We start from the raw sequence: 14,647 nt of genomic DNA, 5'->3' as shown, positions 1-14,647 counted from the left end.
ATATAAATACTTTCTTGTTAAGTCAACCATAAATTTTATATTATTAAATTACAAATTGAATATTGTATTATAGATTTTAATCTCCATAAATATTTAAGGAATAGAGGGATATAGATGAATGGTGAGCAAGAAAATACTCATGAATTTGCAGTAAAGGCAGCAAAAGAATTAGTATCTAAGATGACATTACAAGAAAAAGCGGAGCAATTAACTTATCAATCACCAGCAATAAAGCACTTAAATGTACCTGAGTATAATTGGTGGAATGAAGGTCTTCATGGGGTAGCTAGAGCTGGAACAGCAACTGTGTTTCCTCAAGCGATTGGTTTAGCCGCTATATTTGATGATGAATTCCTGGGAAAGGTTGCAAATATTATTGCTACAGAGGGACGTGCTAAATACAATGAATACAGCAAAAAAGACGACAGAGGCATATATAAGGGATTAACTTATTGGTCTCCCAATATAAATATTTTTAGAGATCCTAGATGGGGACGTGGACATGAAACTTACGGGGAAGACCCTTATTTAACATCTAGATTAGGGGTTGCATTCATAAAAGGATTGCAAGGAGAAGGAAAATATTTAAAGTTAGTTGCTTGTGCAAAACATTTTGCAGTTCATAGCGGACCAGAAAGGTTAAGGCATGAATTTAATGCGGTAGTTAACAAGAAGGATCTATATGAGACATATTTACCAGCATTTGAGGCATGTGTAAAAGAGGCAAATGTTGAAAGTGTAATGGGAGCATATAATCGTACAAATGGGGAGCCATGTTGTGGCAGTAAAACTCTTTTAAAAGATATTCTAAGAGGCAAATGGGAATTTAAAGGACATGTAGTATCTGACTGTTGGGCTCTTGTAGATTTCCATATGCATCATATGATTACTAGCACAGCAACTGAATCAGTGGCATTAGCAATAGAAAATGGCTGTGATCTTAACTGTGGAAATATGTATCTTAATTTGTTATTAGCATATAAAGAAGGTTTAGTAACTGAAGAACAAATAACTACAGCTGCAGAAAGATTGATGACAACAAGATTTAAATTAGGTATGTTTGATGAAGAGTGTGAATATAACAAGATACCGTATGAGGTAAACGATTGTAAAGATCATAATGAAATTGCCTTAATAGCTTCTAGAAAATCTATGGTATTGCTAAAGAATAATGGAACTCTTCCATTAGATAAGTCAAATTTAAAGTCAATAGCAGTAATTGGTCCTAATGCAAATAGCGAAATAATGTTAAAGGGGAATTACTCTGGAACAGCATCTAAGTATACAACAATATTAGAAGGAATTCATAATGCAGTTGGTGATGATGTGAGAGTATATTACTCTGAAGGATGTCACCTATTTAAAGATAAAGTGGAAGACTTAGCAAGGCCAGATGATAGATTATCTGAAGCGATTTCAGTAGCAGAAAGATCTGATGTAGTTGTATTATGCCTAGGATTAGATTCCACAATTGAAGGAGAACAAGGGGATGCGGGTAATAGCTACGGGGCAGGAGACAAAGAGAATTTGAACTTGCCAGGAAGGCAACAAAATTTACTCGAAAAAGTACTTGAGGTTGGAAAGCCAGTTATTGTTGTCCTTGGAGCTGGAAGTGCTTTAACACTAAATGGTGCAGAAGAAAAATGTGCAGCCATTTTAAATGCATGGTATCCAGGTAGTCATGGAGGTACTGCTGTAGCAGATATATTATTTGGAAAATGTTCTCCAAGTGGTAAGTTGCCAGTAACTTTTTATAAAGATACTGCTAATCTCCCTGAATTTACTGACTACTCAATGAAGGGAAGAACTTATAGATATTTAGAACATGAGAGTTTATATCCATTTGGGTATGGTTTAACTTATTCAACAGTAGAATTATCTAATTTACAAGTGCCTTCTGTTAAACCTGGCTTTGAGAGTTTTGATATTAGCATAGATATTAAAAATACTGGGGAATATGATATTGAAGAAGTAGTTCAATGTTATGTAAAAGATATAGAATCAAAATATGCTGTATTAAATCATAGCCTAGCAGGATTCAAACGCGTTTCATTGAAAAAAGGAGAAAGCAACATTGTAACAATAAAATTGAATAAGAAATCATTCGAAGTTGTAAATGATGACGGAGAAAGGCTTCTTGATAGTAAGAAATTCAAATTATTTGTAGGGGTATCACAACCAGATAAGAGAAGCTTTGAGCTTACCTCAGTAGCGCCATTGGAAGCAAATATTGAATTAATATAGAGATTTAAATTATATATTAAACAGACAAATTATAATTACAAAAATGTAAGTTAGTATGGAAATAAATATTCAAAGAAAAGATAGGAGAGAATCATATGAAAAATATTGCAAAACAAAACGAACCTCTAGTAACTCATATTTATACGGCAGATCCTTCTGCACATGTATTTGAAGGTAAGATCTACATCTATCCTTCTCATGATCTTGACCAAGTACAGATTTCAAACGATAATGGTGACCAATATAACATGGAAGATTACCATATTTTATCTCTTGATGATACTAATTCACCTTGTATCGATAATGGAGAAGCACTGCACTTAAAAGACATTCCATGGGCAAGTAAACAATTATGGGCTCCAGATGCTGCTTATAAGAATGGAACTTATTACTTGTTTTTCCCAGCAAGAGATAAAGAAGATATCTTTAGACTTGGAGTAGCTACTAGTGAATCTCCTTCTGGACCATTCAAAGCGCAAGAAAGTTATATACCTGGAAGCTATAGCATTGATCCTGCTGTTTTAATGGATGACGATAATAGATCATATGTTTATTTTGGAGGCCTTTGGGGAGGACAGCTAGAAAAATGGCGAACTGGCACTTTTAATCCAGATGGAGACGGTCCTGCTGCTACAGCACCTGCTATAGGACCAAGAGTAGCTGAATTAAATGATGATATGCTTACATTTAAAGAAGCTCCAGAGGAGATATCAATTGTTGATGAAGATGGAAATCCTATACTTGCTGGTGATGAAGAAAGAAGATATTTTGAAGGACCATGGGTTCATAAATATGATGGAAATTATTATCTTTCATACTCTACTGGTAGCACACATTGCATAGTATATGCTATGAGTAAGAATCCAAAGGGACCTTATACATTTAAAGGAAAAATACTTGATCCTGTAATTGGTTGGACAACTCATCACTCAATTGTTGAGTTCCAAGATAAATGGTATTTATTCTATCATGATAGTTCTTTATCAGGTGGAGCAGACAACAAACGTTGTGTAAAATACACTGAAATAAAGTACAATGATGATGGTACTTTACAAAAAGTAGAGTTATCTTAATAATCTAAATTATAATAAATATGTATCTTGAAAGTTTATAGAAAGGTACTTCATATTTGAAATTCACCCTGTCAAGTAGACAGGAGAAATAATGAAAAATTATGATGCTAAGGTCTGATTTCAATAGTCCATTGGAGTCAGGCTTTTTAATATTTTATATAGTCTGTTTATGTATAAAATTCTTAACTTAAGGAGGAGAATTATGTTAAAAATTAAAAACCCAATCTTAAAGGGCTTTAATCCAGATCCATCTATATGTAAAGCTGAGGACAATTATTATATTGCAACCTCTACTTTTGAATGGTTTCCAGGAGTTCAAATTCATCATTCCAAAGATCTAGTGAATTGGGAGCTTATAGCACATCCATTGAATAGAGTCTCTCAGCTAAATATGTTAGGAACCCCTGATTCAGGTGGAATTTGGGCGCCATGTTTGTCCTATAATAAAGGTATCTTTTACTTAATATATACAATAGTAAACAACAATGGACATATTAAAGATACCCATAATTATCTGGTAACCTCAAGTGATATTTGTGGTGAGTGGTCAGAGCCTGTTTATCTTAATTCGAGTGGTTTTGATCCATCTCTATTCCATGACGATGACGGAAAAAAGTGGCTTATAAACATGAAATGGGATAATCGTATAGGAAAGAATAATTTTGCTGGTCACCTTTTACAAGAATATGATAAAAAAAACAAATGCCTTACTGGCCCTGTAATTAATATTTTTAAAGGGACAGATTTGGGTTGCTCTGAGGGTCCTCATATATATAAGCATAATGATTACTATTATTTGATGGCGGCTGAAGGAGGCACTAGTTATGAACATGCAGTAACACTTGCTCGTTCGAGAAAACTTACGGGTCCCTATAAGGTTCATCCACAAAATCCAATTCTTACTTCTGTGGGAAGTGATATGCATAAAGTTCTTCAAAAAGCAGGACATGCAAGCATTGTGGAAGGTCCTAATAATGAATGGTTTATGGTTCATCTTTGTGGAAGGCCTCTTCCTGAAACAGATCGCTGCATTCTAGGAAGAGAAACGGCTATACAAAAGGTGGAATGGCGTGAAGATGATTGGCTTTATTTATGTTCTGACACAGATAACTTACCGTCTTGGGAAATAGAAATTAACAATAACAGTGAAAGTGAATCAAATAATGAAGAAGATGTCTTAGTTTCACAGTATGACGATTTTAATAATACTTTACTAAATATAAATTTTCAGTCCTTAAGAGTTCCTGCGGAAACCTTTATGTCACTTACTGAAAGGCCAGGATTTTTAAGGTTATATGGAAAAGAATCAATGTTTTCCAAGTTTACACAAAGTATGATAGCAAGACGTCAGCAGAACTTTGTTTATTCTGCCGAAACCTGTGTTGAATTTGAACCTGAAACAACCTTGCAGCTTGCAGGATTAATTTGCTATTACAACACAGAAAACTATTATTATTTGAGGATAAGCATGGATGAAGAATTAGGAGGCAAATGCATAGGGGTTCTAGCTAGCATAAATAATGATTTATCAGAGTCCATGACTCAGGATGATAACATCTTGATAACTGATGTAGAACGTATTTATCTAAAAGTGGAAGTGAATTTTGGGCAACTTAGATTTTTCTTTGCTACCAATAAGAACGAGTGGAGGCCTATAGGCAAAGTTTATGACGCAAGTACATTGTCAGATGATGCTATCAAAGGTTCATGGGCTTTCACCGGTGCTTTTATAGGAATTGCGTGTCAGGACTTATCGGGTATGAATAAGTATGCAGATTTTGATTATTTTTCATATGTAGAGGTGAGATAAGTTAAAATCCCAATTGCATTATCATAAATGGTTCATATGTCAAAACAGGTGGTTTCAATATAGATTTAAACCACCTGTTAATATATAATATACGGAGATAAATAAGAAGTATTTTAAAAATTTATTTATCAAGTTTAAGTTGATCTTCGCCCCATACATATAATTCCTTTAATGTAGGAAGTAAGGCTTTTCCTCTTTCTGTCAAAGAATATTCAACCCTAGGGGGAATAGTTTCATATTGAGTTCTAACAATTAGCTTATGTTCTTCTAATTCCTTTAAGGACTTTGTAAGCATCATGTTAGTAACACCTTTAACTTTTCGTTTTAATTCATTATATCTAGTAGAATCTTTACTTGATAAATACCACATGATAGGTAATTTCCATTTTTGACCTAAAATATCAAGTGCATATATAACAGGACACTCTGTTTCATAGATATTATCATCAGGGAATTCTTTATTATAACGCATATAATCACTCATAAGTATAGCTCCTTTGAATCTTATAGTATACTTTTTATACTGACACAGAAAAAACTGCATACTTGTATATTTATACCTTTATGTTATATTGATTATAACAGAAAAATAAAACATTAAAAAGAGGAGTGTTATTTGTGAAGGTTTATGCTATCAATGGAAGCCCAAGAAAAAATAAAAATACGGCTACATTACTTCAAAAAGCTTTAGATGGAGTGAAAGAAGCGGCGAAAGATAAAGAAATTGAAACTGAAATAATTAATTTATATGATTATAACTATACTGGATGCAAAAGCTGCTTTGCTTGTAAGAGACTTGAAGGGAAAAGTTATGGGAAATGCGCAGTAAAAGATGATATTCAAGAAGTTTTAGAAAAAGTGTCTCAAGCTGATGGAATCATTTTTGGATCTCCAGTATATTTTTTAGATATAACAGGTCAATTGCGATCATTCATCGAACGATTATTATTTCCTTATTTAGTGTATGATAAAAATTATTCTTCACTGGCACCAAAAAAAATGCCAACAGCAATAATTTATACAATGAATGTAACAGAAGAGATAATGAATAAGTCTGGTTACTTATCAACTTTTAATAATGTAGAAGGAGCGATTGAAAGAATATTCACAAAACCATTAGTTATGTATTCAAATGATACTTATCAATTTAATGATTACTCAAAATATAAAATGGAAGTATTCTCTGAAGAAGCAAAAGCAGAACATAGAAAAGTTCAATTTCCTTTAGATTGTCAAAAGGCATTTGAAATAGGGGCTAGTCTAATAAAGTAATATATATAAGTTTAATCATAAAACATTTTACAAAGTCATAATAGATGAGGTATAAAGATATTAACTTAAATGAATGGAGATGTATATATGAAATTTATAGAATTAGCTGCCAAAAGATATTCTGTAAGAAGTTTTGACACAAAGAAAATCAGTCAGGAGGATTTAAATTTAATTTTAAAAGCAGGACAATTAGCTCCGACTGCTGCAAATCGTCAACCGCAAAGAATTTTGGTACTTGAAAGTGAGGATGCTCTTGCTAAACTACAAACTTGCACAATTTATCATTTTAATGCACCGTTAGCATTACTTATATGCGCCGATAAAAATGAAGCATGGGAACGCAGCTATGACGGAAAAGTCCACACTGATATTGATGGAAGTATTATTGCTACGCATATGATGTTACAAGCTGCTGAACTTGGATTAGGTTCAACATGGGTTGGTCATTTTGATCCTGCGGCTATACGTGAGGCTTTTAATATACCAACAAATCTTGAACCTGTATGTCTTTTACCAATTGGTTATCCAAGTAGCGAGGCTAAGCCAAATCCTAACCACGAAAAAAGAAAGGATATTTCCAAAACTGTCTTTTACAATAATTTTTAATGTATGATTTATTTATTAGGATAATTTAATTGTATAGGAAATTATAGAATTTTTAAGAGTTCAAAGCTAGATGAAATCTGGCTTTAGGCTCTTCGGTATGTTAAGAAGTAACTATAAAATTAAGAGGTATACAAATGAAAAAGGATAAAATAAATAAGATACTAGAAGACTATTGGAATAGTTTTGTGAAATTGTATGGTAAAAGCAAAAATAAAGAAAGCCCGACGTGCAAGCCGGGCTTTAAATATGTGCAAAAAATGAGCTACTACAAACTTAGTTAATTACTTTTGTAGCAGCTCTTTTTATTTTAATTTAGTAAATAAGTACTTTTTAAAACTTATTTAAGAAGTAAAGATTTCAAATGTAGAGGTAAAGATATTACATATAATTAATTAATGCATTACTGTAAAATAACAAATGTAAACGATGTTAAACGCTTTGAAGATGAGAGTTTAGCAAACGTATTCTTAGAGATTTAATAACTTTTTAATCATTATTTAAAAAGTAAAAATTTCAAATGTAGAAGTAAAGATATTAAATATAACTAACTAATATATTATTGTAAAATGTTCATGAAAACGATTAGTGAAAGTTGAGGTGGTTAGAATTGAGTAATGTATTTTTAGAAATGAAAAATATACATAAAAGATTTCCAGGAGTTTATGCTCTTAAGGGAGCACAGTTGGAAATTAAAAAAGGTGAAGTACATGCTTTATTAGGAGAAAACGGTGCTGGAAAATCAACTTTAATGAAAATACTTGGGGGAGTTCATACACAGGATGAAGGTCAAATATTTGTTGAAGGAGTTGATTGTGGAGTTATTAATCCAACTAAAGCTGCACAATTAGGTATTGGATTTGTTCATCAGGAGCTAAATCTAGCAGAGACATTGACGGTTGCAGAAAATGTTTATATGGGAAGACTACCATATAAAAATGAAGCCTTGGGTATTGTTGACTACAAGAAATTACACGAAGATACAGATTCCATAATAAAAAAATTAGGAATAGATATAAAAGCTACTGACCTAGTTATGCAGCTTCCAACTGCAAAGAAACAGATGGTAGAAATAGCAAAGGCAATAAGTTTAAATGCAAAAGCGATTATTTTTGATGAACCGACAACATCGTTATCTCAGAAGGACGTTGAAAACCTTTTTAAAGTTATAAAAACACTAAAAAATGAAGGTGTTGCAGCAATATATATATCACATAGATTAAAAGAGGTTTTTGATATTTGTGATAGAGCTACAGTACTCAGAGATGGTACTTATATTGAAAGCTGTGAACTAGAAGGGATAACTCAGGAAAGACTTATAAATATGATGGTAGGAAGAGATTTGACAGAGCTATTTCCTAAGGAGATTTTTGAACCTAAAGAATACGTTTTAGAAGTAGAAAATATTAGTGATAATGTTGGCAGAGTTAAGAATGTTAGTTTGAAAGCAAGAAAAGGTGAAATTTTAGGACTAGCTGGTTTGGTTGGATCAGGTAGAACAGAACTTATGAGGCTTGTATTTGGCGCTGATAAAATAAGTGAAGGTAAGATAAGAATCAATGGGAAGGAAGTTAAGATTAATTCACCTATGGATGCAATCAATAATGGTATCTGCCTTTTAACAGAAGATAGGAAGAGCCAAGGATTATCTCTAGTAATGAGTGTGCTTGATAATATAACTTTAACTAACTTAAAAGATTTTGTGTTAAATCATAAAAAGTTAAGGGAAACTGGAGAAAGATTTAAGGATGCACTTGAGATTAAAACAGCAAATCTTGATGTTATGGCAGGAACATTATCAGGTGGAAATCAACAAAAATTAATACTAGCTAAATGGTTAAATACGGACTCGGAAATATTTATTTTTGATGAGCCGACTAAAGGAATAGACGTTGGTACTAAAGCTGAAATATATCACATAATGAATGATCTAGTTAGAAAGGGCAAAGTAGTTATAATGGTGTCTTCTGAATTACCTGAATTATTAGGTATGTCAGATAGAATATATGTTATGTGTGAAGGAAAACTCACTGGAGAACTTAGCAGAGAAGAAGCGACACAAGAAAAGATTATGAAATTAGCTACGCTTGGAGGGATTAATAAAGATGAATCAAACAATTAATAATAAAATTGTACAAGAAGAAGGTATTAAGATGAAAAAGGAAGGGTTTAATATTAAAAACTTATTTCTCAAATATTCAATCTATCTAGTACTTGTAGTGCTTATTTTAGTATTCTCAATAGCAAGCCCGGACTTTTTGGGAGCAGCAAATGCTTCAAATTTCTTAAGACAGATTCCTACAGTGGGAATTTTAACTGTTGCTATTACTATGGTAATAATAACTGGAGGTGTTGATCTTTCCATTGGTGCAATAGCTGCATTTTCTGGATGTACAGTAGCCTATCTATCTGTAAAAGGGGTTAGCGTACCAGTTTCTTTACTTGCTGGGTTATTAGTAGGTGCAGTTTGGGGATTATTTAATGGAGTATTAATTACAAAATTTAAATTAGAATCTTTTATACTTACTATGGGTACAAGTTATTTAATAAGAGGATTAATACTATTTTTTACAAATGGGATTTATATCAAGGGTGTTCCGGATTGGTTCTATAATATTTCTAACACAGAAGTTGGAATATCAATAATACACACTAACACTATAGTATTCATCATAATAGTATTAGTAATGGCTTACTTAATGAAAAATACAAGATTTGGTAGATACTGCTATGTGGTTGGATCAAACAAGGAAGCAGGAAGATTATCAGGAATAAATGTAAACAAGCATGTTATAAAGGTATATGCAATAGAAGGTGTTTTAGCTGCAATAGCTGGTATATTACTAATGTCTAGTATAAATGTTGGTGCTCCAAGTGAAATAAATGGTCCAGATCTATTTGCAATGGCTGGTGCAATCATGGGTGGAGTACAATTCGGTGGAGGAGTAGGAACTATCGGTGGAGCTATGGTAGGAATATTTACTATACAAGTATTCCAAAGTGGATTAGCAATCCTTGGAATTAACTCATTCTTACAACAAGCTGTAACAGGAGCTGTTATTGTACTTGCTATAGTTGTTGACTTCTACAGAAAAGGAAGTTTATTTAAGAAAAAAGGCTAATCATAAAAAGTCGTTTGAGCGTAATTTGGTAGACTTGAGGCTTAAGTGTTTACTACTGAATAAGGCTTAAAATATAAAAACATATCTAAAAAATTGGAATTACGGAAGGGGAAAAATTATGAAGAAGAAAATAATTGCTTTATTATCAACAGTGCTTATTGTTGGTAGCTTAGCAGGGTGTGGAACAAAGACACAAGCAGGGGGAACAGCAAGTACAAGTGGAAAAAAGGTTATTTATTTTATTCCAATAGTTGATACAGGAGCTTACTGGTCACCTATGAAGAAAGCAGCCGAGGATGAGGCTAAGGCATTAGGATATGATTTAGTAGTTAAAACTTCACCACCAAATGAAACACAAAAGAACGAAAAGCATATAGGATTCCTTGACGAAGCTATAAAGAATAAAGCAGCAGGAATAGCTATTGCTCCAATGGATCCAGATATGTTTGATAAGAAGGTTAAGGAAGCAAATGATAAGGGAATTCCAGTAGTAACTTTTGATGCTGATGTAAAGACAAAAGAAAATAGAACATCTTATATAGGAACAGACAATAAGCTAGCAGGAGAACAACTTGGTGAAAATGGTGCTAAAGCTTTAAAGGAAAAGGGTGTAACAAAAGGTAAAATTGCAATGGCAGCAGTAAACTTAACTCAAACAACTATGACATATAGACAAGATGGAATAAAAGCTGGATTTGAAAAAGTTATGGGAGCAGATGCTAAGAATTTTGAGTGGTTAGAGCCAATCCAAGATAATGACCAATCAGCAGAATCTAAAAGACAATTAGAAGGACAAATAACTTCAAATCCTGATATGGTAGCTGTATTCTCATTAGGATCAGAAGGACCAGATACAGGTGTAATGGAAGCAATAAAATCTCAAGGTAAATCAGGAAGTATCTATCACTTCGGTTTTGACTATACTCCAACTTGGGAAAATGGTGTAAGTAGCAATTTAATATCAGGAATTGTTGACCAAGATTCTTATGCAATAGGTAAAACTATAATTGATACTTTAGATAAGAAAATAAAAGGTGAAAAAGTTGATGATGTTTATCCAGTACCAGTTAAATGGGTAACTCCAGATAAAATTGTTGAATACGGAAAAGAAAAACAAAAGCAATTTACAACAGAAACTAAATAATAATTAAATACAAATAAAATTAATAAGGGCTAACTCAAATGATTAATGTATTCAAATTTACTTTAGTATATTTTCAAATTGAGTTACCCTTTTTATTGCTATTTAACTAAATGACTATACATATTAATTGGTAATAGGGAATGCTTTATAAGTGATTTAAAATACATATGAAAATCAAGCTTTGAACTAAAGGTTACAAGGAGGTTTAGAGGATGAATTTTGGGAATAATTTTAGTGTGGGTAAAAGATTGGTAATTTCATACACTCTATTATTTATAATTATAACATTGGTAGGACTCATAGGTTTAAAGAGTTTAAGTAAAGTTAATAATGCATCAGATAGTATGTACAATACAGATCTTGTATCTATAGATGTTTTACATAGATTAAACGCAAATTCATTGGAAATAAATAATAACATATTAAGCCTAATTCATGATAGAGATGAATTAATGATAAAAAAATTAAATGATGACATTTCAAAAGAATTTGAACAAGGCAATATACTTATAGATGAATATAGAGGGTTAAATTTAGATGAATATCAAGAGAATGAGCTTGTAAATTATAATGAAATTTATAAGGATTATAAGGAAAAAAGTGATTCGTTGCTAAAGCTTGTAAAGGAAAATAATTATGATGAAGCTATACTAGATTATCGAAATTTATCAGTATCGCGAAGCAAGGTTGCAGCATCACTAACTAAATTATTAGAGTATAGCTCAATTAAGGCAAAGAATGAGAATATTAACAATGCTGATTTATATAGCAAGGTAGAGATACAAATATTAACTTTTATAATAGCAGGGTTGATTCTTACTATAATCTTAGGATATGCAATGACTAGAAATATGATAGTACCTTTAAAGAAGATAAAGAATTATGCGAATAATCTTGCGCAGTATAATTTTTCGGAGAAAATTATACTTAAGGGAAAAGATGAATTTGCACAAACAGGAGACGCTCTTAATATAGCATTGAAAAATGTAAGGGAACTTATTAGGACAATCCTAGATAACTCAACAGAACTATCAGCGTCATCTGAGGAATTAGCTGCATCTGTTCACGAAATAAGTTCGAAGCTTTCTTTTATAAATGAATCGACAGATGAAATAGCAGTAGGAGCTGAGCGGACGAGTTCATCAACCGAGAAATTTGTTTTATCTATCCAAAAGATTAATGAAAATATAAATAATCTAGCTGAAATAGTAAATCAAGAGGTTAAAAAATCAGTAGATATAAGAACCAAATCAAGTAGCATGATGGAAAAAAGTGAAGATTCCATACAATTATCCAGAAAGATATATGAGGAAAAAAACAAAAAAATTAAAGCCGCTATAGAGAGGGGAAAGGTAGTTAAAGAAATAGAAGTTTTAAGTGAATCTATAGTAAGTATTGCTTCAGAGACTAATCTTTTAGCATTAAATGCAAGAATAGAGGCAGCAAGAGCGGGAGAAATGGGAAAAGGTTTCTCAGTTGTTGCAGATGAGGTTGGAAAGCTAGCAGAAGAATCTATTACTACTGTAAGTGGTATTCATGGAATTGTAGAAGAAATAAAAAATGTATTTGAATATTTATCAGAAAATTCAAAAGGAATTTTAAAGTATATAGAACAAAACGTAAACGATGATTATGAGTTTATGATAGAATCTAGTAAAAGTTATGAAAATGATGCTAGATTTATAAATAAAATGTCCGAGGAAATTGCTATCATGGTAAAGGCAATAAATTCAAATATTGATAATGTAGATAGTACAATGAGAGAGTTTTCAATTAATATAGAGAAATCTAAAAATAATTCTAATGAAATATTAGATAGTATAAATGAAGTAACCAAAGAAGTAGAGCAAATTTCCTTTAATACGCAGAATCAAAGTGAATTAACATTAAAATTGAATGAGGTCATTAATAGATTTACTATATAGATGAGTTGTGTTAAAAGTGAATTTTGGTTCCATTAAAATATAAAGTATATTTATATTTTAAGAGAAATTTGAAGACTTGCAGTAAAAGCATAATACAGATATAGTTAAGGAAGGAAAATTTAAATGATTGATCATCATCGACCTAATTATCAGTTTTTTTGGGGAGGGATAATTATTAAAAAAGTAATTTTATTTCCTATAATTTTAATATTTTTAGTTAGTTTAAATGGCTGTTCTTTAGATAAAAAAAATGACACAGAAAATAAAGAAAAAATAACATTAACAATGTGGCATATATGGTCACAAACTACAATGGATGCTAATGGAAGGATAATTCAGGATACGGTGGAAGAATGGAATAAGGCTAATCCTAATGTCCAAATTAAAGTTGAGGCTGTAGAAAATGAAAGATATAAAGCAAAAATAAAGACAGCATTTGCTGTAAACGAGTTACCTGATATATTTTATTCTTGGGGAGGTGGCTTTAGTAAGCCATTCATAGAATCTGGAAAGGTATTAAATCTTAATGAATATATAGATGAAGATACAAAAGATAAGATTAATAAAGATATGCTTAATAATGTAACCTATAATAACAACATATATGGATTACCAATGACTTTATCAGTTGGAACATTTTATTGTAATACAAAGCTCTTTTCACAAGCAAATATTAAAGTACCAGAAAATTATGATGAATTCCTAGATGCAGTAAAAGCTTTTAGGAATAAAGGTATAACACCTCTTTTAGTAGGCGAAAAAGACAATTGGACAGGAATTCTCTATTATGATATCTTAGCTTTACGGGAAGGTGGAATAGGTGGAGTCAGTGATCCGCATGTAGGTGCTAATAAAAGTGATACAATATTAAAAGCTGCATATAGATTAAAGGAATTAGTAGATTCAAAAGCTTTTAATGAATCAAATATGGAGCTTACAAGAGATGAATCTGAGATCTTATTTAAACAAGGAAAAATTCCTATGTATTATACAGGAAACTGGTTCATTGGTGAGATAGGGAATATGGATCCGTCTATAAAGGATAATGTAATCGTTAAGAAATTCCCGGTAGTTAAAGAGGGAGATGGGAATGATAAAGAATTTTTGGGTGGAGCAGTGGATCACTTAATGGTAAGTAATAATACAAAATATAAAAAAGAAGCTGTTGATGCGGCAAAATTTATAGCTGAAAGAATATCAAAAAGATATTTTGAATTTGGTTCAGGGCTTCCAGCGTGGAAATACACTGATGATAAGAGCAATGTAAATAAATTATCTAAGGAATTAGAGACATTAACAGAGAATGCATCATATAGCTTATATGGGGATATTTACTTGGGAGAAGAAAAGGGAAACAGAGAGAAGGAGCTAGTTAGTAAGCTATTTAAAGGACAAATAAGTCCTGAAGACTTCACAAAGGAAATGGTGAAAATAGAATGATGAGGATATGATTA

12 protein-coding genes are annotated in these 14,647 nt (G+C 31.8%); 11 read left to right on the top strand and 1 reads right to left on the bottom strand.

The features are described from left to right. Positions 1-114 precede the first annotated feature (114 nt). The 3 genes from KEC93_RS25110 (at position 115) to KEC93_RS25100 (ending at position 5,127) form a co-directional block, all read left to right on the top strand. Complete coding sequence (locus KEC93_RS25110; RefSeq protein ID WP_077868161.1) at positions 115-2,244, top strand: glycoside hydrolase family 3 C-terminal domain-containing protein; 2,130 nt, start codon at positions 115-117, stop codon at positions 2,242-2,244. A 95-nt stretch (positions 2,245-2,339) separates the two neighbouring features. Continuing rightward, positions 2,340-3,317, top strand: a complete 978-nt coding sequence (locus KEC93_RS25105) for a glycoside hydrolase family 43 protein (RefSeq protein ID WP_077868162.1) — start codon at positions 2,340-2,342, stop codon at positions 3,315-3,317. 202 nt (positions 3,318-3,519) lie between these two features. Continuing rightward, positions 3,520-5,127 carry a glycoside hydrolase family 43 protein gene (locus tag KEC93_RS25100; RefSeq protein ID WP_077868163.1) on the top strand — a complete coding sequence of 536 codons (1,608 nt, stop codon included), beginning with the start codon at positions 3,520-3,522 and terminating at the stop codon, positions 5,125-5,127. Between the two features lie 121 nt (positions 5,128-5,248). On the opposite strand, the gene KEC93_RS25095 is transcribed toward KEC93_RS25100, so the two are convergent. Next, the gene (locus KEC93_RS25095) at positions 5,249-5,611 is read right to left on the bottom strand and encodes a winged helix-turn-helix transcriptional regulator (RefSeq protein ID WP_012061121.1); all 363 of its coding nucleotides are present in this window, start codon (positions 5,609-5,611) and stop codon (positions 5,249-5,251) included. A 134-nt stretch (positions 5,612-5,745) separates the two neighbouring features. Between KEC93_RS25095 and KEC93_RS25090 the strand changes: the two genes are divergently transcribed. From KEC93_RS25090 to KEC93_RS25055, 8 genes are all read left to right on the top strand, one after another. Then, positions 5,746-6,399 carry a flavodoxin family protein gene (locus tag KEC93_RS25090; RefSeq protein ID WP_077309934.1) on the top strand — a complete coding sequence of 218 codons (654 nt, stop codon included), beginning with the start codon at positions 5,746-5,748 and terminating at the stop codon, positions 6,397-6,399. Positions 6,400-6,486: 87 nt separating this feature from the next. Then, positions 6,487-7,005: a nitroreductase family protein gene (locus KEC93_RS25085; RefSeq protein WP_077868164.1), complete on the top strand. Its 519-nt coding sequence runs from the start codon at positions 6,487-6,489 to the stop codon at positions 7,003-7,005. 134 nt (positions 7,006-7,139) lie between these two features. Beyond that, positions 7,140-7,286 (top strand): hypothetical protein, encoded by a 147-nt coding sequence (locus KEC93_RS25080; RefSeq protein ID WP_023974917.1) that lies wholly within the window; start codon positions 7,140-7,142, stop codon positions 7,284-7,286. 326 nt (positions 7,287-7,612) lie between these two features. Further along, positions 7,613-9,124: a sugar ABC transporter ATP-binding protein gene (locus KEC93_RS25075; protein ID WP_012061118.1), complete on the top strand. Its 1,512-nt coding sequence runs from the start codon at positions 7,613-7,615 to the stop codon at positions 9,122-9,124. Then, positions 9,108-10,124 carry an ABC transporter permease gene (locus KEC93_RS25070; protein ID WP_012061117.1) on the top strand — a complete coding sequence of 339 codons (1,017 nt, stop codon included), beginning with the start codon at positions 9,108-9,110 and terminating at the stop codon, positions 10,122-10,124. The genes KEC93_RS25075 and KEC93_RS25070 overlap by 17 nt, the downstream gene beginning before the upstream one ends. A gap of 118 nt (positions 10,125-10,242) precedes the next feature. Next, a complete protein-coding gene (locus KEC93_RS25065; protein ID WP_077868165.1) occupies positions 10,243-11,268 on the top strand; it encodes a sugar ABC transporter substrate-binding protein in 1,026 nt (341 codons plus the stop codon). A gap of 212 nt (positions 11,269-11,480) precedes the next feature. After that, the gene (locus KEC93_RS25060; RefSeq protein ID WP_077868166.1) at positions 11,481-13,193 is read left to right on the top strand and encodes a methyl-accepting chemotaxis protein; all 1,713 of its coding nucleotides are present in this window, start codon (positions 11,481-11,483) and stop codon (positions 13,191-13,193) included. Between the two features lie 123 nt (positions 13,194-13,316). Beyond that, positions 13,317-14,633, top strand: a complete 1,317-nt coding sequence (locus KEC93_RS25055; RefSeq protein ID WP_172462765.1) for an extracellular solute-binding protein — start codon at positions 13,317-13,319, stop codon at positions 14,631-14,633. The last annotated feature ends 14 nt before the right edge of the window (positions 14,634-14,647 follow it).

Source organism: Clostridium beijerinckii (genome assembly GCF_018223745.1).
In the GTDB taxonomy this organism is placed as follows: Bacteria; Bacillota; Clostridia; order Clostridiales; family Clostridiaceae; genus Clostridium; species Clostridium beijerinckii.
This window is presented reverse-complemented; position numbering and strand designations above follow the sequence as displayed.